The organism is Salinispora pacifica DSM 45544, from assembly GCF_000378845.1.
GTDB lineage: Bacteria > Actinomycetota > Actinomycetes > Mycobacteriales > Micromonosporaceae > Micromonospora > Micromonospora pacifica.
The window spans coordinates 4,068,624-4,094,127 of the sequence record NZ_KB905359.1 but is presented as its reverse complement, the minus strand read 5'-3'; the positions used below and the strand labels follow the sequence as shown (position 1 = coordinate 4,094,127).

General features: G+C 68.9%; 22 protein-coding genes and 2 pseudogenes. 15 read left to right on the top strand and 9 right to left on the bottom strand.

Annotation, left to right across the window (positions count from 1 at the left end):
* Positions 1–7: 7 nt before the first annotated feature.
* Positions 8–970, top strand: a complete 963-nt coding sequence (locus tag SALPAC3_RS0118785; RefSeq protein ID WP_018222728.1) for a GNAT family N-acetyltransferase — start codon at positions 8–10, stop codon at positions 968–970.
* Positions 971–976: 6 nt separating this feature from the next.
* Here the strand turns inward: SALPAC3_RS0118785 and SALPAC3_RS0118780 are convergent, their stop codons facing one another.
* The 3 genes from SALPAC3_RS0118780 to mshB form a co-directional block, all read right to left on the bottom strand.
* A complete protein-coding gene (locus SALPAC3_RS0118780) occupies positions 977–1,444 on the bottom strand; it encodes a hypothetical protein (RefSeq protein ID WP_026185711.1) in 468 nt (155 codons plus the stop codon).
* An 81-nt stretch (positions 1,445–1,525) separates the two neighbouring features.
* The gene (locus SALPAC3_RS0118775; RefSeq protein WP_018222726.1) at positions 1,526–1,969 is read right to left on the bottom strand and encodes a hypothetical protein; all 444 of its coding nucleotides are present in this window, start codon (positions 1,967–1,969) and stop codon (positions 1,526–1,528) included.
* 11 nt (positions 1,970–1,980) lie between these two features.
* On the bottom strand, positions 1,981–2,961 hold the full coding sequence (gene mshB, locus SALPAC3_RS0118770) for an N-acetyl-1-D-myo-inositol-2-amino-2-deoxy-alpha-D-glucopyranoside deacetylase (RefSeq protein WP_018810121.1): 981 nt from the start codon (positions 2,959–2,961) through the stop codon (positions 1,981–1,983).
* Positions 2,962–3,046: 85 nt separating this feature from the next.
* Here mshB and SALPAC3_RS0118765 point away from each other — a divergent pair, with 85 nt between their 5' ends.
* Positions 3,047–5,182 (top strand): S9 family peptidase, encoded by a 2,136-nt coding sequence (locus tag SALPAC3_RS0118765; RefSeq protein WP_018222724.1) that lies wholly within the window; start codon positions 3,047–3,049, stop codon positions 5,180–5,182.
* Positions 5,183–5,248: 66 nt separating this feature from the next.
* On the opposite strand, the gene SALPAC3_RS0118760 is transcribed toward SALPAC3_RS0118765, so the two are convergent.
* On the bottom strand, positions 5,249–5,749 hold the full coding sequence (locus SALPAC3_RS0118760; protein WP_018222723.1) for a VOC family protein: 501 nt from the start codon (positions 5,747–5,749) through the stop codon (positions 5,249–5,251).
* Positions 5,750–5,853: 104 nt separating this feature from the next.
* Between SALPAC3_RS0118760 and SALPAC3_RS0118755 the strand changes: the two genes are divergently transcribed.
* The 6 genes from SALPAC3_RS0118755 (at position 5,854) to SALPAC3_RS0118730 (ending at position 13,558) form a co-directional block, all read left to right on the top strand.
* Positions 5,854–6,627: a helix-turn-helix domain-containing protein gene (locus tag SALPAC3_RS0118755; protein WP_332308195.1), complete on the top strand. Its 774-nt coding sequence runs from the start codon at positions 5,854–5,856 to the stop codon at positions 6,625–6,627.
* Positions 6,624–8,060 carry a TldD/PmbA family protein gene (locus tag SALPAC3_RS0118750; protein WP_018222721.1) on the top strand — a complete coding sequence of 479 codons (1,437 nt, stop codon included), beginning with the start codon at positions 6,624–6,626 and terminating at the stop codon, positions 8,058–8,060. The genes SALPAC3_RS0118755 and SALPAC3_RS0118750 overlap by 4 nt, the downstream gene beginning before the upstream one ends.
* The gene (locus tag SALPAC3_RS0118745; RefSeq protein WP_026185709.1) at positions 8,057–9,466 is read left to right on the top strand and encodes a TldD/PmbA family protein; all 1,410 of its coding nucleotides are present in this window, start codon (positions 8,057–8,059) and stop codon (positions 9,464–9,466) included. The genes SALPAC3_RS0118750 and SALPAC3_RS0118745 overlap by 4 nt, the downstream gene beginning before the upstream one ends.
* A 243-nt stretch (positions 9,467–9,709) precedes the next feature.
* Positions 9,710–10,528 (top strand): hypothetical protein, encoded by an 819-nt coding sequence (locus SALPAC3_RS0118740; protein WP_033660336.1) that lies wholly within the window; start codon positions 9,710–9,712, stop codon positions 10,526–10,528.
* Between the two features lie 12 nt (positions 10,529–10,540).
* Positions 10,541–12,454: a fumarate reductase/succinate dehydrogenase flavoprotein subunit gene (locus tag SALPAC3_RS0118735; protein ID WP_018222718.1), complete on the top strand. Its 1,914-nt coding sequence runs from the start codon at positions 10,541–10,543 to the stop codon at positions 12,452–12,454.
* A gap of 3 nt (positions 12,455–12,457) precedes the next feature.
* Entirely contained in the window at positions 12,458–13,558 is a 1,101-nt protein-coding gene (locus SALPAC3_RS0118730; protein WP_018222717.1) for a succinate dehydrogenase/fumarate reductase iron-sulfur subunit, read from the top strand.
* An 84-nt stretch (positions 13,559–13,642) separates the two neighbouring features.
* On the opposite strand, the gene SALPAC3_RS0118725 is transcribed toward SALPAC3_RS0118730, so the two are convergent.
* Positions 13,643–14,083: a (deoxy)nucleoside triphosphate pyrophosphohydrolase gene (locus SALPAC3_RS0118725; protein ID WP_018222716.1), complete on the bottom strand. Its 441-nt coding sequence runs from the start codon at positions 14,081–14,083 to the stop codon at positions 13,643–13,645.
* 188 nt (positions 14,084–14,271) lie between these two features.
* Here SALPAC3_RS0118725 and SALPAC3_RS0118720 point away from each other — a divergent pair, with 188 nt between their 5' ends.
* Both SALPAC3_RS0118720 and SALPAC3_RS0118715 read left to right on the top strand, forming a co-directional pair.
* Positions 14,272–14,568, top strand: coding sequence for a 4a-hydroxytetrahydrobiopterin dehydratase (locus SALPAC3_RS0118720; protein WP_033660353.1), 297 nt, complete (start codon positions 14,272–14,274; stop codon positions 14,566–14,568).
* A 91-nt stretch (positions 14,569–14,659) separates the two neighbouring features.
* Complete coding sequence (locus tag SALPAC3_RS0118715) at positions 14,660–15,022, top strand: PH domain-containing protein (RefSeq protein ID WP_018222714.1); 363 nt, start codon at positions 14,660–14,662, stop codon at positions 15,020–15,022.
* 43 nt (positions 15,023–15,065) lie between these two features.
* Here SALPAC3_RS0118715 and map read toward each other — a convergent pair whose 3' ends face one another.
* Positions 15,066–15,884 (bottom strand): type I methionyl aminopeptidase, encoded by an 819-nt coding sequence (map, locus tag SALPAC3_RS0118710; RefSeq protein ID WP_018222713.1) that lies wholly within the window; start codon positions 15,882–15,884, stop codon positions 15,066–15,068.
* Between the two features lie 81 nt (positions 15,885–15,965).
* Between map and SALPAC3_RS0118705 the strand changes: the two genes are divergently transcribed.
* On the top strand, positions 15,966–16,232 hold the full coding sequence (locus SALPAC3_RS0118705) for a helix-turn-helix domain-containing protein (protein WP_018222712.1): 267 nt from the start codon (positions 15,966–15,968) through the stop codon (positions 16,230–16,232).
* Between the two features lie 500 nt (positions 16,233–16,732).
* Complete coding sequence (locus SALPAC3_RS0118700) at positions 16,733–17,998, top strand: DUF1214 domain-containing protein (protein WP_026185707.1); 1,266 nt, start codon at positions 16,733–16,735, stop codon at positions 17,996–17,998.
* A gap of 181 nt (positions 17,999–18,179) precedes the next feature.
* Here the strand turns inward: SALPAC3_RS0118700 and SALPAC3_RS0118695 are convergent, their stop codons facing one another.
* The 3 genes and pseudogenes from SALPAC3_RS0118695 to SALPAC3_RS0118685 form a co-directional block, all read right to left on the bottom strand.
* On the bottom strand, positions 18,180–18,755 hold the full coding sequence (locus SALPAC3_RS0118695; protein WP_026185706.1) for an endonuclease V: 576 nt from the start codon (positions 18,753–18,755) through the stop codon (positions 18,180–18,182).
* A 241-nt stretch (positions 18,756–18,996) separates the two neighbouring features.
* Positions 18,997–19,631 (bottom strand): annotated as a pseudogene (locus SALPAC3_RS26035) (transcriptional regulator); the annotation flags it as partial.
* A gap of 253 nt (positions 19,632–19,884) precedes the next feature.
* Positions 19,885–22,221 carry an acylase gene (locus SALPAC3_RS0118685; protein WP_018222709.1) on the bottom strand — a complete coding sequence of 779 codons (2,337 nt, stop codon included), beginning with the start codon at positions 22,219–22,221 and terminating at the stop codon, positions 19,885–19,887.
* A gap of 150 nt (positions 22,222–22,371) precedes the next feature.
* Here SALPAC3_RS0118685 and SALPAC3_RS0118680 point away from each other — a divergent pair, with 150 nt between their 5' ends.
* The 3 genes and pseudogenes from SALPAC3_RS0118680 to SALPAC3_RS28040 all read left to right on the top strand — a co-directional run bounded on the left by SALPAC3_RS0118680 (position 22,372) and on the right by SALPAC3_RS28040 (position 25,345).
* Complete coding sequence (locus tag SALPAC3_RS0118680) at positions 22,372–22,971, top strand: GNAT family N-acetyltransferase (RefSeq protein ID WP_018222708.1); 600 nt, start codon at positions 22,372–22,374, stop codon at positions 22,969–22,971.
* 727 nt (positions 22,972–23,698) lie between these two features.
* Positions 23,699–24,069, top strand: a pseudogene (locus SALPAC3_RS26030) (HD domain-containing protein); the annotation flags it as partial.
* Between the two features lie 754 nt (positions 24,070–24,823).
* Positions 24,824–25,345, top strand: coding sequence for a hypothetical protein (locus SALPAC3_RS28040; protein ID WP_157632334.1), 522 nt, complete (start codon positions 24,824–24,826; stop codon positions 25,343–25,345).
* The last annotated feature ends 159 nt before the right edge of the window (positions 25,346–25,504 follow it).

The following is a 25,504-nucleotide window of genomic DNA, read 5'->3' as shown; positions in this document are numbered from 1 at the left end:
GTCGATCGTGCTCCAACCAGAGGATGTGGGACAGCGGGTGGTGGTCCGCCGAATTGTGGGGATTCGCGCCGGCCGGCCCCGCTTCTCCGATGCCCTCGGCGAGTTGGCCGAGCTGAGCGAGAGCCATCTCACCCTCGTCACCGCGCAGGGTCGGCTTGTGGTGCCGAGGGCCGAGGTCCACCGAGCGCGACGAGTACCCCCCTCCCGCCGGCCGGCAGCTGCCGCGGTGGCGACGCTGGAGCACGCGGCCGACGCGGCCTGGCCCGCACCGACCCGGGCCCAGCTGGGCGGCTGGCTGCTGCGCAGCGCCGACGGCTGGACCGGCCGCGCCAATTCGGCGTTACCCGTCGGCGACCCGGACCGGCCGCTGCCCGCCGCGATCGACGCGGTGCAACGCTGGTACGCCGACCTCGGTCGACCCGCCCTGATCAACACGCCGCTTCCGCTCGCCGCGCCGGTCAGCGCGGAGCTCGACGCCCGGGGTTGGCGCGGCGGCTCGCCGGTGCTCGTCCAGACGGCACCGCTGGCCGCGCTGCCGGCCGCCCGGCCCGACATCGCCGACGCACCGCCGGTCGAGCTGACCGCCGCGCCGTCGACGGACTGGCTGGCGGTCGCCGCCAACCGCAAGGGCGACCTGTCGGCCGCCGCCCGGCACGTACTCACCGCCGTGCCCCAGATCCGCTTCGCCCAGGTACGCGTTGCCGGCCGGCTGGTCGCCATCGGCCGGGGAACTGTCACCGGGGCGGACCGTTGGCTGGGCCTCAGTCTGATCGAGGTGACGCCCGAGGCACGCCGGCGAGGACTGGCCCGGCAGGTGGTCCGCGCCCTGGCCGACTGGGGTACGGCGGCCGGCGCGACGAAGGCCTTCCTCCAGGTCGAACAGGACAATGCCGAAGCGGTGCCGCTCTATCGAGCGCTCGGCTTCACCACCCATCACACCTACCGAACCCGAACCGCACCTGTCGACTGACCCGGGTCAGCGGCGGACCGGCTTCTGCGGCTTCGCCGCCTTCGACTCGGCGTACCGCCTCAATGCCTGGGAGCGGTGGTCCAGGCCGAGCGCGACGGCCAGCAGATAACCCAGCAGTACCCCGACACCGGTGACCGCGGCGTAGAGCCAAATCTGCGCGAAGAAGGTCCCCGCACCGTCACCGAACGGGTTCTTCCCCACCAGCAGCGGCCCGACCAGTATGGTCAGCGCCAGCGCGACGCCGACCGCGGCGGCGATATCCGCCCCCCACCCGGCGGCAGGCCGGCGTCGGCTCCAGACGAAGGTGACCGCGGCCAGGCCCACCCCGATCACCACGAACATCCCGAGGGACACCCGATCAGCCGCGGTCGTGTCCGCATCGTCGAACCCCACCCAGATAATCAACCGAGCGACCATGTTCACCACGAACAGCGCACCCGCCAGCCCGCCGGCCACCCGCCACCGCTGCCTCATCGCACCCTCCCGCCATACCGCCCGCCACCACTCGTACGGGTCGTCCTGGCAGGAATGTCTACCACCGGAGGACGGGTGCCGTCAGGCCCCGGGCCGGCCAGTCGGCGGGGCGGCCAGGATCTGCCGGAACCCCAGCACCGCGAAGGTCATTGCGCCGGCCACGACGAGCAGCAGGTCCACCCAGGTGCCGGCCAGCAGCACGTCCCCCTCCGAGGTGCGGATCCCGGCGACTGCGACCAGGAAGAACCACGGCACGGCGGGCAGCGCCACCGCCCACCGGCGTCCGACAGTAGCCAGGGCGAACCAGCTCAGGGCCACGTTCAACCCGACCGCGACCAGCACGGTCACACCGATCAGATGGTCGCCGACGCGCAGCGGGGCGAGCAGGAGCTCCAGCACCGCGCTGAGGGCCCCGCCGGCGACGGCCAACACGCCGCCGGTGAACCGCAACGCCCGGTTGGCCAGCCGGGCGTTGCCCCGAGCCGGCGGCGGAGCGCTCTCGTCGGGCAGCACCGACACCGGCATGGCGGGAAGACTCACCACTGGCCGGTCGCGCCGACCGGGGCCCGGTTGACGCCGTCGGCGCGAGTCCGGTCCGAGCCCTCCCCGACCGAAGCCCGGTCGTCCGAGCCCGCCCCGACCGGCAGCCCGGCGAAGAGGTCGTCCTCCCACCCGTACGGGCCGAAGCCGGGGCCCTTGTCACCGCTGGCGAGGGTGTAGTACTCCACCCCCATGAACTCGCTGCCGAAATTGCCGGCGATCGAGTACAGCCAGGAGTTGTCCGGAATCTGGGTGGCGTGCGCGCGCATCGCCGCCTCCTTCGCGGCGTGCTGCCCGCTCGCGTCGATCCGGGCGGCGATGCGCTCGTCCGGCGTACAGAACGGCAACTCCACCGCCTCCTGGATACCCGCGAACGGGTTGTCCGACGAGCCGGCGAAGTGGGTCATCCCGGCCTCCAGCACGCTGCGCGGCATCGCCGTCCAGTAGACCTTCGCCGGAGCGAACCCCTCGGCGGCGGCCAACTCGTGTGCCCGCATCGCCACCCGGTGGGCCTGGATGTGATCCGGATGGCCGTAGAACCCGTTATCGTCATAGGTGACCATGACCTGGGGCCGAAGCTCCCGCATGAGCTCTACCAGCTGCCCGGCGGCTACATCGAGATCGGCCTGCCAGAAGGCGCGCGGGTGCTCGTTGGTGGCCAGGCCCATCATCCCGGAGTCGCGATAGCGGCCGGCGCCACCGAGGAATCGGTGGTCGGTGACCCCGAGCGCGCGGCAGGCCGCCGCCAGCTCCCCGATCCGGTAGCCGCCGAGTTGGTCAGCTTCGGCCGCGGCGAGCTGCGCCAGCTCCGGCACGTGCACCTCACCCTCCTCACCCAGGGTGCAGGTGACCAGCGTGACATGGGCGCCGGTGGCCGCGTAGTGGGCCATCGTCGCGCCGGTGCCGATAGCTTCGTCGTCGGGGTGCGCATGGACCAGCAGGAGCCGGCGATCGGGCAGTGTCGTCACGTCCGTCACTCTATCCGGCGGTTCTCGCAGCCGACCCGGATGCGTCCGGGCAGGTCCGCCACATCACCCACAGCACCGCCCTACGATCCGACGTGTGGACTTTCCGGAGCTGGCCGCACGGACCCGTCGGTTCCGCCACGGAGCGCCGCGGGCGATCTCGGTGGCCGACGACGGCTCCCGGGTGCTCTTCCTTCGCTCCAGCGGGCCGACGGACCCCACCGAGGCGCTCTGGCTCCTCGACGTCGACACCGGGCAGGAGCGGCTCGTCGCCGATCCGGCGGCGCTCCGGTCGGAGGATGCCGACGACCAGCTCAGCCCGGGAGAGCGCACGCTGCGGGAGCGGTTGCGGCTGAGCGCCGCCGGCATCGGCTCGTACGCCCTCGACTCGGCTGGCCGGGTGGCGATCTTCGCTCTCGGTGGCCGGCTCTTCCGGGCCGACCTGATCCACGGGGACGTGGTCGAGGTGGCCGCCGCCGGCCCGGTGCTCGATCCCCGCCCCGACCCAACCGGGCAGCGGCTGGCGTACGTGACCGACGCCGCGGCCGGGGTCCGCCGGGGCGAGCTTCGGGTGGTCGAGCACGACGGCACCGACACCATGCTCGCCGGCGAGGACGCGGGGGTCATCTGGGGGCTGGCCGAGCACGTCGCGGCGGAGGAGTTCAACCGGTTCCGAGGCTACTGGTGGGCGCCGGACGGCCGCTCGGTGCTCGCCGCCCGAGTAGACGAGTCCCGACTGGACCGGTGGCACCTGCATGATCCGGCCGAGCCGGCGACCGCGCCGACCACCGTCGCCTACCCCCGGGCGGGCGGAAACAACGCCGAGGTCAGCCTGCACCTGCTCGACCTCGACGGCGGCTGGGTCGACGTGCACTGGGACCGGGAGACCTACCCGTACCTGACCGCCGTGCACTGGACCGACGGCGGACCGCTGATCACCGTGCTGCGCCGCTCCCAGCAACACGGACTGGTGCTCGCGGTGGACCCACGCACCGGGGAGACCCAGGTACACGCCGAGCTGGCGGACCCGCGCTGGGTGGAGCCGGTCCCCGGCACTCCCGCCCACCTGCCGGACGGGCGGGTGCTGGTCGGCGGGGAACTGGCCCACGACGGCTACGACGCACGGTGCCTCTTCGCCGACGGAACGCTGCTGACGCCGCCGTCGCTCTACGTGCGCCGGGTGGTGGGCCGGCTCCCGGCCCGCTCCGGCACCGGAGCGGCCGACCTGCTGGTGGAGGCGGCCGAGGGCGAGCCGAGCGAACAGCACCTGTTCCGGGTCCGCACCACGGTCGGCGGCGGGATGGACCTCCGCCGGATCACCCCGGACTCCGGCTGGCACGTCGGTGTCGTGGGCGGGGACGTGTTGGTGGTGGGCAGCGCCTCCCTGGACCACCCGGGTCTGCGCTGGACGGTCTGGCGCGGTGACCGGGAGGTGGCGACGCTGCGGTCGTTCGCGGCCACCCCACCGTATGCTCCGCTGCCATTGTTGGAGCGGGTGACCGATCGGCGGCTGCCGGCGGCGGTGCTCTACCCGGAGAACCACGTCTCCGGCCGCCGACTGCCGGTGCTGCTGGACGTGTACGGCGGCCCCGGCCACCAGGAGGTGCTGGCGGCGCGGTCGGCGTGGTTGGAGCGGCAGTGGTGGGCCGACGCCGGGTTCGCGGTGGTCGTGATCGACAACCGTGGTACGCCGGGGGTCGCGCCGTCGTTCGAGAAGGCGATCCACCGGCGGGTGGCGGACATGGTCCTCACCGATCAGGTGGAGGGGCTCACCGCGCTCGCCGACAAACATCCGGACCTGGACCTCGACCGGGTGGCGGTGCGGGGCTGGTCGTTCGGCGGCTGGCTGGCGGCGCTGGCGGTGCTGCGCCGCCCGGAGCTGTTCCGGTGTGGGATCGCCGGGGCGCCGGTGACCGACTGGAGCCTGTACGACACCGCCTACACCGAACGCTACCTGGGCCTGCCCGAGGACGGGATGGACGTGTACGCCCACCATTCCCTGGTGGAGTTGGCCGCCGCCACCGAGCAGGCCCGGCCGCTGCTGCTGGTGCACGGGCTGGCCGACGACAACGTGGTGGCGGCGCACACGCTGCGGCTGTCGGCCGCGCTGGTCGCCAACGGGCACCCGCATTCGGTGCTGCCGCTGACCGGCGCGACACACATGGCGGCGGGCGGTGTCGGTGAGCAGCTGCTGCGGTTGGAGCTCGCCTTCCTCCGTACCCACCTGGGATGAGCACCACCCACGGCGGGTACGGAGAATCGGGTCAACCCGCGCGGTGCCGCCCGTTGCCCGCGCCGGTCACTCCGCCTGTTGCCTGGCCCAGTCGGCGATCCGTCGCGCGCTCTCCTCCTCGGAGAGGTCCTCCACTCGGGTCAGGACCGACCACCGTACGCCGAACGGGTCCCGGATGCTGGCGAAACGGTCACCCGAGACGAACGTGGACGGGGCTTCCCGGATGACCGCGCCGGCCGCCTGGGCCCGTTCGACCACGGTGTCAACGTCCGGGCAGTAGAAGCCGATGGAGTAGCAGTCCTGCTCCCCTTCGGGTGCCGCGACGAGCCCATACTTGGGCATCGGCTCCCCGATCTGCAGCAGCCCCTGGCCGAAGTCGAGGACGGCGTGGGCCACGACGCCACCCAGCTCGGTCACGTCAACCACCCGCGCACCGAAGACTTTCTGGTAGAAGTCGATGGCCCGGCGGGCGTCCGGGATGGCCAGAAAGGGAGTCAGGCTGGTAGCTCCGTGCGGCGTGCCGTTCGTGGTGTGTTCGCCGTCGGCGGCTTGGTTCGGATCAGTCATAGGAGTTGACCATAGGTAGGCGCAGCAGGCATCGGCTTGAAGATTCGCGACAGGAATCCGAGCTGGGTACGGCGAGCCGGCGGGGTGTCCTCTATCCGGCGTGGCTGCCCACGTTCGCCCGCCTTCCGGCACCAGATTCGGTGGCACAGTTGGTGCGCTGGTTCTGGATTCCGGAGTGGTGTCTCCCGGCAGGGCAGACCTCCCGACAGCAGCTGATCGCCTTTCCCGCCTGCAATCTCGTGGTCGAACCAGCCGTGGTCGGCCTCGCCGGGCCAACGACCGGCAGTTCGTACCGCGAACTCACCGGCACCGGCTGGGCGGTCGGAGCCCTACTCCGGCCAGCGGCGGTACCCCACTTCGCCACCGCACCGGCGGTGCTACGGGACCGGTACCAACTCCTGGACCTCCCGGTACTGCGGGAGCGGGTGGGGCGAGCGATGCTCGAGCCGGATGATCCACCCGCCCGGCACCGCCAGGCCGTGGACGCGTTCGCGACGTGGCTTTCCGACACGGTGCCACCACCGCCGCACGAGGCGCTGTTAGCCAACCGGATGGCCGATGTCATCGATGCCGATCCGACGGTGCGCACAGTAGAGGATGTCGCCCGTCACCTACGTCTGTCCGCCCGATCGGTGCAGCGGCTCGCGGCCCGGTTCATCGGGTTGCCGCCGGCAGCGATGATCCGCCGCCGCCGGCTACAGGAAGCCGCCCAGCGTCTGCGGGATGATCCGGAGACGACCCTGGCCGATGTCGCCGCTGACCTCGGCTACAGCGACCACGCCCACCTCGCCAACGAATTCCGGTCGGTCCTCGGTCTCACGCCGGGCGCGTACCGACGGCGGACGGATGCGGCTGGCTCCCCTAGGGTCGAGCTATGACCGAGTTCGATGCGGCCTCCACCGCTGTCCAAGCCGCCCTCGACGCGGGCGCCCGGTACGCGGATGCCCGGGTGATGCACCGGCGCTACGAGTCCATGACGGCCCGCAACGGCGACATCGAGGAGCTGACCCAGGACGAGAGTGTCGGGCTGGGCGTCCGGGCACTGGTCGGGTCGAGCTGGGGCTTCCACGCCGTCCCCGACCTGTCCGACCCCGCCGCCCGCGACGCCGGCCGGCGGGCGACGCGGATCGCCGCGGCCAGTGCCCGCGTCCCGGGCCCGCCGATCGATCCGATCCCGGCCCAGCCGGTCACCGCGAGCTGGGCCTCGACCTGCGCGGTGGATCCGCTCGGCGTGCCGCTGTCGGCCAAGGGCGACCTGCTGGTCGAGGCGACCCGGCTGATGGCCGAGCACGGCGCCGACCTCGCCGAGGGCCTCTACCAGATCTGGGACACCACGAAGTGGTTCGTCTCCAGCGAGGGCCACCGGATCGACCAGCGCATCCGCGAATGCGGCGGGGGCATCTCGGCTACCTCGATCGGCGCCGGAGAGACCCAGCGCCGGTCGTACCCGAGCTACCGGGGCCAGTACGGCACCAGCGGGTGGGAACTGGTCGACTCGCTCGACCTGACCGCGCACGCGGCACGAATGGCCGAGGAGTCCCGGGCCCTACTCACCGCACCGGCCTGCCCCGCCGGCGAGACCGACCTGATCCTCGGTGGCGAGCAGCTCGCCCTCCAGATCCACGAGTCGGTCGGGCACGCCATCGAACTGGATCGGATCCTCGGCTGGGAGGCGGCCTTCGCTGGTACCTCCTGGCTGGAGCTGGCCCAGCTCGGCTCGCTGCGGTACGGCTCGGAGCTGATGACCATCACCATCGACCCGACGCTTCCTGGGGCGCTGGGCAGCTTCGGCTACGACGACGAGGGTTCCCCGGCGGTCCGCCGGGACGCCGTACGAGAGGGGCGCTGGGTGGGCGTGCTCGCGGGCCGCGACTCGGCCGCCGTCGCGGGCCTGGACTACGGCGGCAGCGTCCGGGCGGATGGCTGGGCCCGGCTGCCGATGGTGCGAATGACCAATGTCGGGCTGGAGCCCGGTCCACACAGCCTGGACGAGATCATCGCCGCCACCGACGAGGGGGTGTTGATGGACATCAACCGGTCCTGGTCCATCGACGACAAACGGCTCAACTTCCAGTTCGGCTGCGAGGTCGGCTGGGAGATCAAGAAGGGGAAGCGGGGCCGAATGCTGCGCAATCCCACGTACACCGGGATCAGCCCGCTCTTCTGGCGTTCGATGGACATGCTCTCCGGCGAGACGGTCGCCTGGGGAACACCCAACTGCGGCAAGGGTCAACCAGGGCAGGTGGGGCACACCGGCCATCCGGCCGCACCCGCCCGCTTCCGCGGCACCCGGGTGGGGGTGCGCGCGTGAGGGCGACGATCCGGCCGAGGTCCGAGCTGGACGTGGCCGGCCAGGTGATCGAGCTGGTCCACCGGCTGGCCGGGCCGGCCGCCTCGGCGGAGGCGACGGTTACCCGGGCCGAGCTGGCGCTGACCCGGTTCGCCAACTCGTTCATTCACCAGAACGTCGGCGAAACCCACCACACCGTACGGCTGCGGCTGCACCTCGCCGGGCGGACCGTCGCCAGCAGTGGCAGCGTCGGCACTTCGGACGGGCTGCGGGAACTCGTCGAGCGCACCCTGGCGGCGGTACGACTCGGTCCACTCGACCCGGCCTGGCCGGGGCTCACCCCACCTACCCCGATTCCGCCGGGGGCCCCGGTGGACGAGGCGACCGCGTACGCGGAGCCGGGTGATCGGGCCGAGCGGGTCCGCGCCTTCGTGGCGGCGGCCGACGGGCTGGAGACGGCCGGCTACTGCCGCACGGCGCACCGTTCGTCGGCGTTCGCCAACTCGGCCGGCCACTCGGTCCGGGGCCAGATCGCCGAGGCGGCGATGGACGGCATCGCCCGCAGCGGTGGCGCGGACGGGATGGCCCGGCTGGCCGCCGACCGCCTCGCCGACCTGGACGGTTCCGTCCTCGGCGCCCGCGCCGCCGGCAAGGCTCGGGCGGCTACCGACCCCGTCGAGCTGCCGCCTGGCCGGTACGAGGTGGTGCTGGAGCCGGCCGCCGTCGCCGACCTGCTCCAGCACCTCTCCGCCTACGGCTTCAACGGCAAGCGGCACCACGAGGGCCAGTCCTTCGTCGAGCCCGGCACGGCCCAGTTCGACCCGATGGTGACCCTGGTGGACGACCCACTCGACCGGTCCGGTCCGCCGTTCGACGTGGAGGGCACTCGGCGGGCGGCGTTGACCCTGGTGGACGCGGGCGTGACCGCTGCCGTCGCACACGATCGGCGCACCGCCGCCCTGGCCGGTGTCCCCTCAACCGGGCACGCCGTCCCCGGCGGCGCCGCCTGGGGCCCGGTCCCCCGCAACCTGCGCCTCACCGCCACCTCGGCCGAGGTGCGGCAGCCCGGGTCCGGCGACGCCCGCACCGCGGCGGTCGTCGACCCGGACACCGCCGCGCTGCTCGCCGGCGTCCGCCGCGGTCTGCTGGTCAGCGACTTCTGGTACACCCGGATCCTCGACCCGAAGAGCCTGGTCAGCACGGGCCTCACCCGCAACGGGGTGTGGCTGGTGGAGGGGGGCGTGGTGACTCGGGCGGTACGCGACCTCCGGTTCACCGAGTCCTACCCGCGCGCACTCCGTCCCGGGGCGGTACTCGGCGTCGGGCACACGCCGGCCCGCCAGCCGGACCGGGTGGACGGGGTCTGGTGGGAGGCACCGGCGCTGCGCCTCGCCGGGTGGAACTTCACCGGCGGGGCCTCCGGCTGACCGGCGCCGTCGAACGAACGGATGGGCCTCGATGCACTGACAGGCCTTTTCAAGAACGGGGACACACGGGACACTGCCTTGCGCGGACGGCCCGCAAAGATCGGCGTAACGTGTGTCACCTAGCTGCGCCGTTTCTCCGGCGCGGTCGTTGGTGTGCGCATGACGTTGGCAAGCGGGTGCGGCCTGGTTGCCTACCGAACTTGATCCGCCGCCCATCCGGGGCCCGTCAGGGAGACGACTGGAATGACATCAACGGCAACGAGGCCGGGAGGACCGGGCGCGCGTCCACGTGCCGCCATCGCGGCGCGAACGTTGCGTACCGACCGCTGGTGGGTGCAGCCCGTCGGCATCGCCGCGATCCTGCTCTTCTTCATCGTCTATTCGACAATCCGCGTCTTCATGGCGAAGTGGTACTACGTGGAGGACTACCACTACCTCACGCCGCTGTACTCGCCGTGTCTGACCGACTCGTGCGTACCCGGCTCGTCGCACTTCGGCACCCCGTTCGGGGAGTTCCCCTTCTTCCTCCCACTCGGCATCGTCGCCTTCCCGATCGTCGCCGGGTTCCGGGTGACCTGCTACTACTACCGCAAGGCGGGCTACCGCTCGTTGTGGGCGTCCCCGCCGGCCTGCGCGGTGACCGAGCCACACCAGAAGTACACCGGGGAGACCCGGTTTCCGCTGTTTGTCATGAACTGGCACCGGTACTTCTTCTACCTGGCCTTCGTGGTCCTGCTGATCAACATCTACGACGCGTTCCTCGCGTTCCGCGGGCCCGACGGAGCCTTCGGGGTCGGTCTGGGCACGTTGATCATCCTGGTCAACATCGTCGCGCTGGCCGGCTACACGCTCTCCTGCCACGCCTGCCGGCACGTGATGGGTGGGCGACTGAAGCACTTCTCCCGGAATCCGGTGCGGTACCGCTTCTGGACGTTGGTCTCGAAGCTGAACGTCCGACACGGCACGTTCGCCATGGTGTCGCTGTTCACGGTGCTCTTCACCGACTTCTACATCATGGCCGTCTCCGCCGGCTGGTTCACCGACCTGCGGTTCATCAACTAGAGGGCCCCCGACATGACCACTACCACGCGAATCGAACGACACCACTACGACGTCGTCGTTATCGGCGCCGGCGGCGCCGGGCTGCGGGCGGCGATCGAAGCCCGGCTGGCCGGCAAGAAGACCGCGATCATCTCGAAGTCGCTCTTCGGCAAGGCGCACACGGTGATGGCCGAGGGCGGCGCCGCCGCCGCGATGGGGAACGTGAACAGCCGGGACAGCTGGCAGGTGCACTTCCGCGACACCATGCGCGGCGGCAAGTTCCTGAACAACTTCCGCATGGCCGAGCTGCACGCGAAGGAGTCGCCGCAGCGAATCTGGGAGCTGGAGACCTACGGCGCCCTCTTCGACCGGACGAAGGACGGGAGGATCTCCCAGCGCAACTTCGGCGGGCACGAGTACCCGCGCCTCGCGCACGTGGGCGACCGCACCGGCCTGGAGCTGATCCGTACCCTCCAGCAGAAGATCGTCTCGCTCCAGCAGGAAGATCGGCGCGAGCACGGCTCGTACGACGCCCGGATCCGGGTGTTCGCCGAGACCACCATCACCGAGCTGCTGCTCGACGGCGACCGGGTCGCCGGCGCCTTCGGCTACTACCGGGAGTCGGGCGAGTTCATTCTCTTCGAGGCGCCGGCCGTGGTGCTGGCCACCGGTGGGGTCGGCCGCTCGTACAAGGTCACCTCGAACTCCTGGGAGTACACCGGGGACGGCCACGCGCTGGCGCTGCGCGCCGGGGCGACGCTGATCAACATGGAGTTTCTCCAGTTCCATCCGACCGGCATGGTCTGGCCGCCCTCGGTGAAGGGCATCCTGGTCACCGAGTCGGTCCGCGGGGACGGCGGGATCCTGAAGAACTCCGAGGGCAAGCGGTTCATGTTCGACTACGTGCCGGATGTGTTCCGAAAGCAGTACGCCGACAGTGCGGCCGAGGCGGACCGCTGGTACGAGGACCCGGACAACAACCGGCGGCCACCGGAGCTGCTGCCGCGCGACGAGGTGGCCCGGGCCATCAACAGCGAGGTCAAGGCGGGCCGGGGCACCCCTGCTGGCGGCGTCTACCTGGACATCGCCTCCCGGCTGCCGGCGGAGGAGATTCGCCGTCGCCTCCCGTCGATGTACCACCAGTTCAAGGAGCTGGCCGATGTCGACATCACCCGGGAGCCGATGGAGGTCGGTCCGACCTGTCACTACGTGATGGGTGGCGTGGAGGTCGACCCCGACTCCGGTGCGGCCCTCGGCCATGTCCGCGGGCTGTTCGCCGCGGGTGAGGTTTCCGGCGGCATGCACGGCTCCAACCGGCTCGGCGGTAACTCCCTGTCGGACCTGCTGGTCTTCGGCAAGCGGGCGGGCGGGCACGCCGCCTCGTACGCCGACGGGTTGGCATCCCGGCCCCGGGTCCCGGTGCCGGCGGTGGAGACCGCGGTGGAGACGGCCCTGGCCCCGTTGCAGCGGGACACCGGCGAGAGCCCGTACGTCCTGCAGCAGGATCTCCAGGCGGTGATGGGCGACCTGGTCGGCATCATTCGTCGGGAGGGCGAGCTGGTTGACGCGCTGGCCCGACTCGGCGAGCTTCGCGAACGCGTGGCGAAGGTGAGCGCGGCGGGCGGTCGGCGCTACAACCCGGGCTGGCACCTCGCCCTGGATCTCCGCAACATGCTGGTGGTCTCCGAGTGCACCGCGAAGGCAGCGCTGGAGCGGCGGGAGTCGCGGGGCGGCCACACCCGTGAGGATCATCCGACGATGGACCCGGCCTGGCGACGGGTCAACCAGGTCTGCTCCCTGGAGGGCGACATCGTGCACCTGGACCGCAAGCCGCTACCGCGGATGCGGCCGGAGCTGTTCGCGCTCTTCGACCGCGCGGAGTTGGCCAAGTACCTGACCGACGAGGAACTGGCGGAGTTCGACGCCCTCACCGAGGAGGAGCGCTGAGGAATGGGAACTGAGAAGAGCCAGGCGGCCGGCGCACCGGCCACGAAGCGACAGTTCCGCATCTGGCGGGGCGACGAGACCGGCGGCGACCTGAAGGAATACCTGGTCGAGGTGAAGGAGGGCGAGGTCGTCCTCGACATCATCCACCGACTGCAGAGCACCGAGGCGCCGGACCTCGCCTGCCGCTGGAACTGCAAGGCCGGCAAGTGCGGCTCCTGCTCGGTGGAGATCAACGGCAAACCGAAACTGGCCTGTATGACCCGAATGTCGACCTTCACCGCGGATGAGACGATCTCGGTCACGCCGCTACGGACGTTCCCGATCGTTCGGGACCTGGTCACCGATGTCTCGTTCAACTATGAGAAGGCCCGGGAGACGCCTGCCTTCGCACCGCCCCCCGGTGTCACCCCGGGCGACTACCGGATGCAGCAGGTTGACGTCGAGCGCTCGCAGGAGTTCCGCAAGTGCATCGAGTGCTTCCTCTGCCAGACGGTCTGTCACGTGATCCGGGACCATGAGGAGAACAAGCCCGCCTTCGCCGGGCCGCGGTACTTCATTCGGGCGGCCGAGTTGGACATGCACCCGCTGGACGCGCGGGACGACCGCAAGGAGTACGCGCAGGCCGAACAGGGCTTGGGCTACTGCAACATCACCAAGTGCTGCACCGAGGTCTGCCCCGAGCACATCAAGATCACCGACAACGGGATTATCCCCATGAAGGAGCGGGTAGTCGACCGGAAGTATGATCCTCTTGTTTGGCTCGGTAACAAGATCTTCCGGAGGGGTCAGGTGCCTCAGACCAGCGTGACCAGCGAGCACTCCCCGGGCGCCGTGCGCACCCCCGCGGCCGGCCCGCCAGGGTTCCACTCGCACGCGGGAGCCTCGCACGACCCGGAGGCCGAGGCGCAGGCGCAGGCGGGTGTCAACTGGCACCGCGAGGTGCCGAAGCCGACCGCCCCGACACTTGACGAGACCGGCAAGCTGCCACTGACCGAGCTCACCTTCGACCGACCGGCCGCACCGTCGCCGTTCGGCGAGGACGTGAGTTTCCCGCTGCCGCCGGAGCACCTGAACTACGCCCACCCGGAGCAGGACAAGCACTGAACACGGCAGCGACGATGACAGGGCCGGCGGCGAACTCCGCCGGCCCTGTCCGTTTTCGGGTTGCCCTTCCGGTTCCGCTGCGGGTCAACCAGTGGCCAGCAGTGGGCGGAGCGCGGCGACGATCGGAGCATCGGCGGGTAGCCAGGTGACGCTGTCCAACTCGGCGGCGGAGAGCCAACGCAGTGCCGAGTGCTCCAGGGCCTGCGGCTGGTCGCCGGGGAGCAGCCGGGCCAGATACACCTTCAACACCGAGCGTCCGTGGGCCATCCGAACACTCCGGCCGACCCGCTCGCCGATCTCCACCCGGACGGCCAGCTCCTCGGCGCACTCGCGCAGTAGCGCCGCGGTCTCGCTCTCCCCCGGCTCCACCTTGCCGCCGGGGAACTCCCACCGGCCCGCCACCTCCGGCGGGGCTGACCGTGCGCAGGCCAGCACCCGGCCGTTCTGGATGATTGCCGCGCCGACGACCACCTTCGGCTCGGGTCGCTCGACCCGGCCGCCATCGCTTGCCTGTTCGGTTCGCACGAGCGTCCAGCGTGCCAGATCAATCGTCGGTTTGGGTACCGTGACCAACCCATCAGGCCAGGAAGACCCAGAAGTGTGGCCGTGGACACAGCCCCCACCAAAGGACAGACTAAGTCCACCGATAAGACACGGAAAAGCGACGATTGGGCTACAAGACCGCAACGATGCCGGGAGGTGTGGTGGTACGCATGCCGTTCGGGCGGGGTAAGCACAACTATCTCAACGATGCGCTGACTCTGCTGCCCGGTTGGACCCGGGAGGGCGAAGGGATCCGACGGACGCTCCCCATCGACGACTCCCAGCACGCGGCCCTCACCGAGCGGGTGAAGGTGGTCGCCGACGCGCTGCACCTTCGCCCCGACATCAGCCGCCACGCCGACCAGACCGAGATTCGAGTCGGCCACGACACCGTACCGCTGACCGAGGGCGAGGTCCTACTGGCCGCCCGCATCGAGGACGCGTACCGCGCCGTCACCGAGCGCTGAGGCCACGACGATGGGCCGTCAGTAGCCGACGAGCGTCACCGCGGATCATTTCGTCAGGATTCGATGTGCTCGCCATGCCTACGCTGAGGTCATGGCGAACGCGACGTACGACCGCAAGGAGCAGCTGCAGCAGATCCAGAGCGGGCTGCTTGAGGGCGAGCAGATCATCGCCGTCTACGACGCCGTCGGCACCGGTACCGGCTTCATCGGCGTGACCGACCGGCGCGTGATCATTCAGGACCGCTCGTTCATCGGCAAACGCTACGCGATCACCAGCATCCCGTATGCGAAGATCACCAGCGTGAGCGTGGTCAGCAACAAGTCGTGGGGCGGCTCGTTCTTCTCCACCGGCGCCATCGCCATCCACGTCGGCACGCACACCTACGAGGTGGAGTTCCGCGGCTCCCAGAAGAGCCACCACGTGCACAACGTGATCCTGCACTACATCAGCTGACCCTCCCACCCCGAACCGGGTACGGCGGCCTCTTGGGGTCGGGTCAGGAGGCCGCCGCGGGCCTGCCGGTGGGGTCAGCACTGGTGGCGCCTGGGCTGGGACGACGGGTCAGGACCTGCGGGCCCGTGGCGGTGATGGCGATCGTGTGTTCGGAGTGGGCGGTACGGGAGCCGTCGGCGGAGCGGATCGTCCAGCCGTCCTCATCAAATTTGATCTTGTCGGTGGAGGCGCAGAACCAGGGTTCGATGGCGATGGTGAGGCCGGGGTGCAGCTTCAGGCCGCGACCGGCGCGGGCGTTGTTGGCCACGTGCGGGGCCTCGTGCATGGTGCGCCCGATGCCGTGCCCACCGAACTCGCCGTTGACCTGGTAGCCGTAGGAGGCGGCGACCTGACCGATCGCGGCGGAGATGTCGCCGAGCCGGCCCCCCGGCTGGGCGGCGGCGATGCCGGCTTCGAGGGCGACCTCGGTGGCCTCGATCAGCTTCAGGTCAGCCGGGGCGGGGGTGCCCACGATGAGGGAGACCGCGGAGTCGGCGACCCAGCCCTGGATGCTGACCGCCATGTCGATGCTGAGCAGGTCACCGTCGCGGAGGAGATAGTCGTGCGGCAGGCCGTGCAGCACCGCGTCGTTGACCGACAGGCACAGGACGTTACGGAAGGGTCCGCGGCCGAAGGAGGGAGCGTAGTCCCAGTAGCAGGACTCGGCACCGCGTTGCGCGATCCGACGGCGGGCGTGGTGTTCGAGGTCCATCAGGTTGACGCCGGCCGCGGCGACCTCGCCCAGTTCGGCGAGCAGCTCACCGACGAACTGGCCGGTGACCGCCATCTGGCCGATCTCCACGGCGGACTTCAGCTCGATCACGACGCCTCCCAGGCAGCGGTATTTTAATACCGTATTTTTATACCACCCTCGGGGGAGAACACCGGAGGCTATCCTGCCGACATGGTTCGCCAACCCCTGACCGCCGAACAGATCGCCGCGGGTCAGCGCCTCGGGGTCGCCCTCCGGGCCGCGCGGGCCGACCGCAGCCTCGTCGAGGTGGCCCTGGCGGCCGGCATCTCCCCCGAAACCCTACGCAAGATCGAGTCGGGTCGACTGCCCGCACCGGCGTTCGGCACCGTGGTCTGCCTCAGTCGCGCCCTCGACACCCCCCTCGCCGACCTGGCTGACGCCTGGCTCACCAACCCGTCCATCCGCCAGGCATCCTGACCAACAGCGGCGAGGCCGACCGGCGGTCGGCCTGCCCCGCTCCCGCTGGTCGCCTCCCGGCCAACCAGCCCGGCCGCCACCGCCAGCTCGCCATCGACATATCCCGAACCTACGATCGGAGCCCCGCGCACCACCGCGCGAACCTTCGACGCTAGCGCAGCGACCCAGGGTTCGGCGCGCAAAGCCGGACAGACTCCGCTTTCGGGTGAGACGAGCTGTTTCGCAGAACTGAGACTCAGAGTTTGCAAGACTGTGAACGATGATCAGATTTGGTCTGAAGTAGTCGCCCACTCGGTTGCGAATTCGTGATGCCCGTCTGCGCATCAATCGAAGGAGGCTTCATGGCCCGCTTGATCCGATCCCTCTGTGCCTCCCTCTGCGCCGTGGTGATCTTAATTACCGTCCCCTCGTACACCACTGCGAGATCACCATCTTCCGGTGGGCCAGGAGGGGGGGCCGACAGTCAGGCAACGGACGTCTACGACGTGACGCGCCGCTATGTGACGAAGTTCTATCCTCGATGGTTCACCCACCAGCAACAGCTCATCCTGGTCCCCAACCTGCTTTTCGGGCCAGACCGGATGTCCCCAATATTTCGCTCCGTCGTAGCACCCAATGACGACACGCTGTACACCTCTGCGCTCATCGGCGTGCGGAACGAGCCAGCGGTCCTGGAGATCCCGGACACCATGGCAACTTACGGCGTACTCATCACAGACGTCTACGGGAACATCATCAAAACAGACATCTCGACAACCTCTGGCGGTCGCTACGCCTTTACCGGACCCGGCTGGAGCGGAACCCTTCCTCCGGAGTTGACCGAGATCCCGCTCCCGGTGACGAACCCGCTAATGATTATCCGGAGCAACAGATTCTCACCCGACGGGGAAAACCAGATCGCGCTGGCCGAAGAGTTCCGGCGATCCCTCCGCATGGGCCCCCTGCTGGCGTACGAGAGGGGCGTACTGCTGGAGACCCTGATCGTCCCGGTGTCTTTCTGGGCTCGGTCGTTCAAACTCGATGCGGACAGGATGATCAGAGATAACCCACTTCGCTTCCTGCGAGAACTCCAGCGGGGAGTTATGGATATCCGGACACCACCGCTCACCGGCGACAACAGGGCCCTTGCGGAAGAGTTCGACCGGCTGTTCGCTACCGGGATGTTCGAGGACGAGTTCGCGCGAGCGACCCAGGACGCACAGGCCGAAATCATTTCGAACTATCTTGACAATACCGATCAGAACAACTGGATCAACTTCCGGAATATCGGCTTCTGGGGAACCAACTACCTCGACCGATCCTCGATTACGCAATTCTGCCAGTACTGCAACGACATCGAGAGTTCAGCGTACTACGACGTCTTCCGAGACAGCAATGATCAACAACTCAACGCCGCCTCCGGTGGCTATGTTCTCACTTTCGAGAGGGATCAGATACCCCAGGCCCGCGAGTTTTGGTCGGTCACTTCCTACATACCCGAAACAATCACCCTGCATCGCAACCCGGAGGACAAGTACGTCGTAGCGGGCTATACGCCCGGGCTCGAGACCAACGAGGATGGCTCGATCAGCATCTACGCAACGCCAACTCCCCCAGTAGGAGTAAGCATCGCCAACTGGCTACCCGTTCCCGATGGGCCCTTCAGCATGATGCTCCGCGTCTACGGCCCGGAGGGAAGCGTGGCCGAGGGAACGTACGTCCCGCCGGCGGTCCGAAAAATCAATCCATCTGGACGGAGCGGAGGCGGTCCCCGTGGGAAGGGTTGAGCCTCCCTCGTAACGAGTACGCACCGCTCACCTCCACGAAGAACCGTGTTGGGGCGGGAAGCAGAAAGCGCCCTCCGGGCCGGACTGACGGAACCCTGTCGAGTTCGCGTCAGTCCACCGGGGGGCGTTTCTGGGGATCCGGCAACGACGACTCCGTCCTCGACCAGGCCGGCCGCCCCGATCAGTCTCCGGACCGGCTCGACCCGCGCAGCCCCCGACGGGACACGATGTCCGCCTGACGGGTCGCCTCAGGAATTCGATAGCGCCGACACAAGCTCAGGGTTAGGTCGCACGCCTGATCAAGACCAATTCGGTGGCCAACCGAAACGAAGACGGGCTTGACCCCATCCCGCGTACGTAGCGCACGCCCGAGCGTCTCCCCACCCTCCTCCAACGGCGATCCGGCGCCACGGCGAAGGTCTGGGTACGCAAAGTCGGCGGTGAAGGAGGTCTTGGCGACCCCGAACGTTGGCAGCCCGGTCAACACACCGACGTGGCAGGCCAGGCCGAAGCGCCTCGGATGTGCGATGCCGTAGCCGTCACAGACCAACACCTCCGGCTCATCCGCCAACCCCTGGAGCGCCTCCAACAGAATCGGCGCCTCCCGAAACGCCAGCAGGCCAGGGACGTACGGAAAAGTGACCTCCCCGACCACGGTCGCCACATCTGTCACCGCCAACGACTCCAGCTCGATCACTACCGCCGCCGCACATACCCGGTTGGTAGCTTTCTCGTAGGACACGTCGAGCCCCACCACCGACTCCGGGAAGGAGGTCAGTCGAGTCGACAGGTCAAGCTGACGCCGAAGCTGTCGCTGAACTTCCTCAGCATCCTCTTCACTCCAGGGCACAGCTGAGGCTATCCAGGAACCGGGCGACGCTCGCGCGCGCCTGCCGACGGGTCGCCCACTCCACCTGCCAACACGGGTACAACACCAACCGCGACCACCACGCCAGACAGCTGCCGGGCGCGTCATCAATCCAAAAGCTCAGTGTCCGCTAACCAGGGTTGCTGTCCGCTGGTAGTCGGCGTCCCGGGGCGTACTCCACGCACAGGTCACGCAAGGTCGCGGCCTCCGGTGCCCCCGACTGTTCCACCTTTGTCAACAGTTCCGCAGCTCGCCACCAGTTCGACGGCACCACCCGCCCGGACGCCACAGCCTGCACCCCCAGAGCGACCGCCTCGTCGGGCTGACCGGCGGCGACCAGGGCAAGGCCAAGATCGAGACGAGCTGACGCGGACCGGCGAGGCCGCGCTCCCCCATCTCCGTGCGGGTCCAAGTCAGCCAGCACCGCCCGCGCTACCTGCTCAGCACCGGGGTCCCCCGCCCACGCCAACGTCGTGGCCGTATAGGCGGCAGCCTTGGCCGGGTCGTAACGATAGTGATGCTCGGCCCGCTCCGGAACGGGCAGATTCGCCGTCAACCGCTCCACCCAGTCCAGCACTCGACGGGTCGCACCGACCTCGCCCATCCGTGCCCACGCGCGCGCTTCCTGAGCGGTCGCCTGGATGCGAGCAGAGCTGCCCTTCGGGGCAACCCGCTGAGCTTGGTTGGAAAGATCGAGCGCCCTCCGGTAGTCACCTTGAGTCAGCACGTCCCAGGCCTGGGTTCCAGGCACCATGCCTGGATCTCATTCTGGATGGTCGCCGCACCGGTTTGCGGCCTGCTGGGCTGTCTGTCTATCTGCGCCGTCCTGGCGGCGCTGGCGACCTGGCCCAGGAAGGGCGACCGAGGACGGTAGCCCGCTCACGTTCATCCGTGAGCGCATCGCCGCCCACAAGGGCCGGCCAGGTGGAGCTTCAAGAGGCGGCGGCTGGCCGTGGTTGGCGCAGCAGGGCCGGCGGCCAGTGGGGCTGGCCCACCGGCCGCCGGCCGCCGGCCGCGATCAGTCGCGCCGCTCCCCCACCCGGTACGTGACCAGGTTCGGGTCGGCACGGAGCTGGCGCTGCGTGAATTTGATGGTGTCCCACCCCTTGTCCGAGTACAGCCGGGTCTGGTCGGCGTACCAGGGCGAATTCGGGTTGGCCGACTGCGAGTAGGTGAGGATCTGCCGGCCCGACGGCCCGTCCCTACCCAGCTCGACGGCCATCAGGAACGAGGTGCCGTGCAAAATCTTGGGATAGCCGACGCCGGGCGTAAACCCACTGATGATCATGTTGAAGACACCGGCGTCGTGGTGGCCACCGTGGATCGGGATGTGTTCGGCGCCACGCGGCTCGGTCTGGATGTCGCCGAGCCGGGCGTCGAGCGGAATGCCGTCCAGCTTCTGGACGGCGTTCGCGAGCGCGGTCCGCACCTCCGGGTCGTCGACGGCGAGCCGGCTCGGTGTGGTCAGCGGGGCGGTCGGGTCGAACGGGTCGGCGAAGCGCAGGCCCGCGGCCCGAGCGAACTCGGTGAACAGGTGTGCGCCCCGGCTGTCCAGATCAACCCGCAGATCCCACCCGCGCAGGGCGGCGCAGGCTGCGGTCAGGTCGACGGTGGCGCCGTCGGAGGTGATCGCCGTCGGCTCCGCCTCGCAGCTCCGGACCAGGTCGTCCCGGACCAGTTCGCCGCCGTAGGCTCGGTTGCCGAGCGTCACATCCCACAGGTTGCTGGTGGTGAAGCCCCTCCCGGGAAGTCCATCGGTGCCGGCGCGGCGCTGCTGCACCTGGTGCACGCCGAGTCGGGTCCGCAGGCTGCGCTGGGTCTGCTCGTCGCCGACGATGCGCGGGTAACCCTCCAGCGGATGCTCCGGATTGGCCAGCCAGTGGCTGTCGTTGGAGTTGGTCACGTAGTCACTGCGAACCAGGGTGGGCAGGTTGGCCGGGCCGAGGATGCCGGGTACCGCCGCGTCCGGATCCCGGCCCAACTCGCACGAGGAACGGGAACCGTCGAGGACAGCCTCGCCCGTGCTCTCGTACAAGTCCTGGAAGGAGGCCGGAACGCAGGCGGCGGCCAGGGAGTCGGTTACCCGGGGCACGACCGAGTGATCGGCGTAGAGGGCCTGGCCGCGACGGTCAACGGCGATGACGTTGACCCAGGGCAGGAACTGCCGCTGGTCTAACACCGTCCGCAACTCACCCACCGACCGAGCCTGTCCCATCGCCAGCCAGCCATCGAGCGCGCGGTTGTTGGTGGCATTGGCGTCAGTGATCGCGTACGCCGTGGTGGTGGTCCAGTCGAGCGCACCGGGCACCACGACGACCGGACCGAAGTGGGTGTCGTAGAGGGTCCGGCTGATCGGCCCGTCGGGAGTCTGGATGGTGACCGTACGGGCGGTCATCTTCCGGGGCTGGCCGTCGTGGCGGTAGCTGGTCGGGTCACCGGGTACCAGGGACAGCCGGTGCCACACGTATCTTCTCGCGGTGGAGACGGTATGGCTCCAGGCGACCTGGCCGTTGTGGCCGATCTGGATGATTGGGCCACCGACCAGTGCCGCACCCTCGACGTCGTACCGGCCGGGCACCTTGAGATGCATCCGGTAGAAGCGCTCGGCGCCGTCCCACGGGAAGTGCGGGTTGGCCAGCAGCATGCCGGCGCCGCTGGTGGTGGCGTCCCGCCCCAAGCCGTACGCGTTGCTGCCCAATCCGGTCGGCGTACCGCTAGAGCCGGCGACGGCTGCCGCCGGCGGGGCACTCGCCGACGCGCTGTTCCCGCTGGCGGTGGGGGGCGCTGCGGCGACGATGCCGTCGGCCAGGGCACCAGAGCTGGCCAGGACCATCTGGGCCCAGTGCGCCCGCCACATGTCCAGCTCGCTGATCGGGCGTACCCACTCCTTCCCGGCACAGGCGGGGTCGTTGATCGCCTTCCCGTCCCGGAGGTACGCGTTGTAGCCGGCGGCGAAGCCGCGGATCTGGTCGCGTACCTGCCTGGAGGGTGCGCGGACACCATCGCGGGGACCTTTGAGCAACCTCTCGGCAACCTGGTCGTCGATGGCCTTCTGATGGAACAGGTCGCTGCTGACGTTACTCGCCTCCGCCCCGAACCAGCGGGACCGCTCGGCGCGAACCGTCACCATCTGCTCCGCGATCAGGCAAACGTTGTCCTCGGCTTGCACATAGCCGGTACCGAAGCCGAGGCTGGCGAAGTCACGGGCGGTGATGTGCGGTACGCCGTACGACGCGCGCTGGATCAGGGCCGAGTAGCCATCGCCGTTCGCGACGGCGGTGCTGCCGGTGACAGTGAGGCCGGCGGCGACCAGTCCGACGACGGTAGCCGCGGCGGCGAGCCGGCGCCGGCTCATCGGTGGGCTCTATTCACGGTGCGTCCTCCCACGTGGCATTTTGTCCATGCCCGACAGACGCTAGTGGTGGAGAACTGCCCCGACATCAGTAGCTGACCACGAACTTTCGTCAGGGTTCACCCCGAGGGGCCGCTCGACGATGATGATCAGATGGACGACCTCAGTATCCGTGATCGGGTCCCCGCCGACCTGCAAAGCTGCATCTCAGTCCTCGCGGACGCGCACCGGCGGGACCGCTACCCGCTGAACTGGCCCGCCGCCCCGCACCAGTGGCTCTCTCCCGACAACACCCGCCACGCCTGGATCGCCGAGCGCGGAGACACCATCGTCGGCCACGTCGCCCTCCACCACCCCGTCGCCGCGACCGATCCCGCCTTCACAACCGACCCTGCCGCCGCGACCGGCTCTGTCGCTGCGACCGGCTCTGCCTGCTCAACCGGCCCTGGCTCCGCGGCCGTGGCCGAGGTCAGCCGCCTGTTCGTCGCACCGGCCGCCCGTCGCCTCAACACCGCGACCAGGCTCCTGCACCACGCCCGCCAATGGGCCACCGAGCACCAACTCGACCTGACGCTGGAGATCGTCGACGACCCCAGGTCAGCCGCCGCCATCGCCCTGTACGAGCGCACCGGCTGGCGACACACCCACACCTCCACCACCGCCGCCGCCTGGACCAACCCCGAAGGCCGACCCGTACGGCTGCGCCGCTACAGCCTCCGTGACCACGGGGTGCAGACGTTGCAGGAGAACTAGCGTCATTCCCGCAGCACCACCAGCGGCGGCGCGTTCCAACACCTGCTCAACCGGCACCTTCGGGGCGACTGGTCGATCCGACAGGAGACGCTGGGGCAACTCGGCAGCCGCTACATCTGAGGGCAGCTACGCTTCCGCTTATCTTGCTGCGACAGCGGACCGCTGAGTGGCAGGTCGGCTCTGACCACAGCGTTGGGAACCCGCTGCACACAGCGGTGGGCCGGAGACCTCAGCCAAGGAGAGTGGCGCCACCAGCGATACTAGGCGGGTGACCCTGCTGGAGATACGCATCGCACTCCTAATCCTCGGAACGTTAATCTTAAATGGTTTAACCATCGTGCTCGTTGTAGGTGCGGCCGGCTGGTCATCCCTGCCTATTCCCCTGATGGGAATCCTGACCGCGATGCAACTCAGAGACGCACTATTGCGGAGAGACCGGAGCAGCCCTACGGTCCTCTCCCGCTGGCGCAGAAACGCTTAGACTGGAGTTGGCCCAGAAAAGGGGCGTCCCAACTGGGACGAGGCCAACCCAGACCGTAGCAGCGACCGGTGCGGCGCAACCTCTCCTTCGGCCAGGCCGGGCGGGCCTCGCTGCCGGCGAACCGCTGCCTCAGCTCAGCCTGATCGCCAGGGCAGCGCCGGGAAGCCGGCGCCTGCTTGGCCGCATAACGTGTGCGGTACGTGCAGTTATGTTGGGATCAGGCATCTCCGGCACAGGGACGGACCGATGACCGACGACCGCGACGCCGACGGAGCCATAAGCTTCATCTTCGAAGCCGGCGTCCTCAAACGTGCCGCCCGCACCGGCTGATGGTTCGCCGGCGTCACGCAGCCCGAGTCCATCGCCGACCACTCGTTCCGCACCGCGCTGATCGGTTTGATGCTCGCCGCCATGGAGGGCGCTGACCCGGCCCGGGTGTCGATGCTGTGCGTCCTGCACGACACCCAGGAACCCCGAATCACCGACATCCCCACATCGCCAAGCGCTACCTCACCGCCGCACCCAACACCACCGTCACCGCCGATCAGGTCGCCGCCGGCCCACCAGCCGTCGCTGACCTCATCACCGCCGCCGTCGCTGAGTACGAAGCGGGCGAGTGAGGCCCATCACCCCAGGCGAATAAAGCCATCGCTCGAAGGGTCTGTGCAGGGGGCCGGGCGGAGGTCCTTCCGCGTTCACGACCTCGGGTAACTGTCCGGCCGCTCCCGGCTGTCCATGTCGCGGCTTGTTCCTGTCAGCATCGCTGTCGGACTGTCGCCACCGACGGTGTGCGAGGCTTGGGAGCCCCGCAGCCGGCGGGGCTCCCCGGACTCGGCCCGACTCGAACGGGCTGCCACCCTCTCCATGTTGCGGGCATGGTCATCCGGAGCCACCATGCCTTGAGCGAGGACACCGGATTCAACCAGGTGAAGTACTCACACGGCAACGCTTAATTCAGACGTTGAAGCGGAGCTAAGAGCCACTGTCCCGCTGCTGACGGCGACACCGTCCGACACCTGGTCACTCGACCTCCCGGGCTGTCACGGGTGTTCGCTGTTTGACGACGTTCCACGGTGTCTTGTGCCCCCTGTGTGCCCCGAGCTTCCTGTCGGTGCGTCTGTAGTTGACCCCTGTTGACCAACCGGACGGGCACGCGCCGGGGCACCGACCTCCGGGTCTGCGAGCATGCGGTCACCGCTCGATGCGCAGCTTGGGAAGACACCGAGCTGCTGTGCGAGTCACCACCGTCATGGTCGCACGTGGATGCACCGTCACCCTGGCGAGCGTTAGGCGTTGATCGCCATCTAGCATCATCTCGTGGTTCCGACTAGCACGAACTCAGCTGGCGGGCTGCCGCCTCGGCGCCTCCCGTTGAAAGTCAACGTCGCAAGCGTATTGTTGATTCTTCAGGCGTCGTTGCTCATATTCGCGGCGATTTCCGCCGCATACTCTCAAGGGGAGATCAATGCTGCTGTAAACGATGCAGCGGCTCGTTCCAGCACTCCGATAGACAGCAGTTCGATCGCACTCAAGGCGTCCTACTTCCATTTCCAGGCTCAGCTTACCCTGTGGTATTCACTCTTCTTCGCGCCCGCATTGGTTGGCGTCGCGTTGTGGGTCAGGACGGGTCAACAGAGTGCGCGAGTAGCCACCCTCGCGACGAGCCTGCTTAGCATGCTTTGCTGTTGTGGGGCCGGGGGATGGTTATGGCTAGCTGACGAACCAACAGGGATTGATGAAGCATTGCCGGACGCATTCGGTCGAATATCTCCAGCATGGGTTGAACTGGGTCAACTCGGGCTCGCAGCATCCTTTGTGCCCGCATTTATCGCAGCCGCACTGATCTATAGTGCGCGTACCGTTGCCCGGACCTCGCCAGAATCGGACCAGTGACCTCTTCGGCGTCAAGGAATGATCTCGGTTGCCCGGTTCCGAAACCTTTGTCGTCGGTCACGAGCGGGCATCGTTCGAATACGGCGGTTGCTACGAGCAGGGCGTCTCCGGTGTGATCAATGTTGCCGGACTGCACTGCCTCGAACACCTCTGCGTCGT

Excerpts from the sequence above, each read along its gene's own strand:
- SALPAC3_RS0118780 (WP_026185711.1), bottom strand. The coding sequence starts at position 1,444 with ATGAGGCAGCGGTGGCGGGTGGCCGGCGGGCTGGCGGGTGCGCTGTTC.
- SALPAC3_RS0118775 (WP_018222726.1), bottom strand. The coding sequence starts at position 1,969 with ATGCCGGTGTCGGTGCTGCCCGACGAGAGCGCTCCGCCGCCGGCTCGG.
- SALPAC3_RS0118760 (WP_018222723.1), bottom strand. The coding sequence starts at position 5,749 with ATGACTGATCCGAACCAAGCCGCCGACGGCGAACACACCACGAACGGC.
- SALPAC3_RS0118750 (WP_018222721.1), top strand. The coding sequence starts at position 6,624 with ATGACCGAGTTCGATGCGGCCTCCACCGCTGTCCAAGCCGCCCTCGAC.
- SALPAC3_RS0118740 (WP_033660336.1), top strand. The coding sequence starts at position 9,710 with ATGACATCAACGGCAACGAGGCCGGGAGGACCGGGCGCGCGTCCACGT.
- SALPAC3_RS0118735 (WP_018222718.1), top strand. The coding sequence starts at position 10,541 with ATGACCACTACCACGCGAATCGAACGACACCACTACGACGTCGTCGTT.
- SALPAC3_RS0118730 (WP_018222717.1), top strand. The coding sequence starts at position 12,458 with ATGGGAACTGAGAAGAGCCAGGCGGCCGGCGCACCGGCCACGAAGCGA.
- SALPAC3_RS0118720 (WP_033660353.1), top strand. The coding sequence starts at position 14,272 with ATGCCGTTCGGGCGGGGTAAGCACAACTATCTCAACGATGCGCTGACT.
- SALPAC3_RS0118715 (WP_018222714.1), top strand. The coding sequence starts at position 14,660 with ATGGCGAACGCGACGTACGACCGCAAGGAGCAGCTGCAGCAGATCCAG.
- SALPAC3_RS0118705 (WP_018222712.1), top strand. The coding sequence starts at position 15,966 with ATGGTTCGCCAACCCCTGACCGCCGAACAGATCGCCGCGGGTCAGCGC.
- SALPAC3_RS0118685 (WP_018222709.1), bottom strand. The coding sequence starts at position 22,221 with ATGAGCCGGCGCCGGCTCGCCGCCGCGGCTACCGTCGTCGGACTGGTC.
- SALPAC3_RS0118680 (WP_018222708.1), top strand. The coding sequence starts at position 22,372 with ATGGACGACCTCAGTATCCGTGATCGGGTCCCCGCCGACCTGCAAAGC.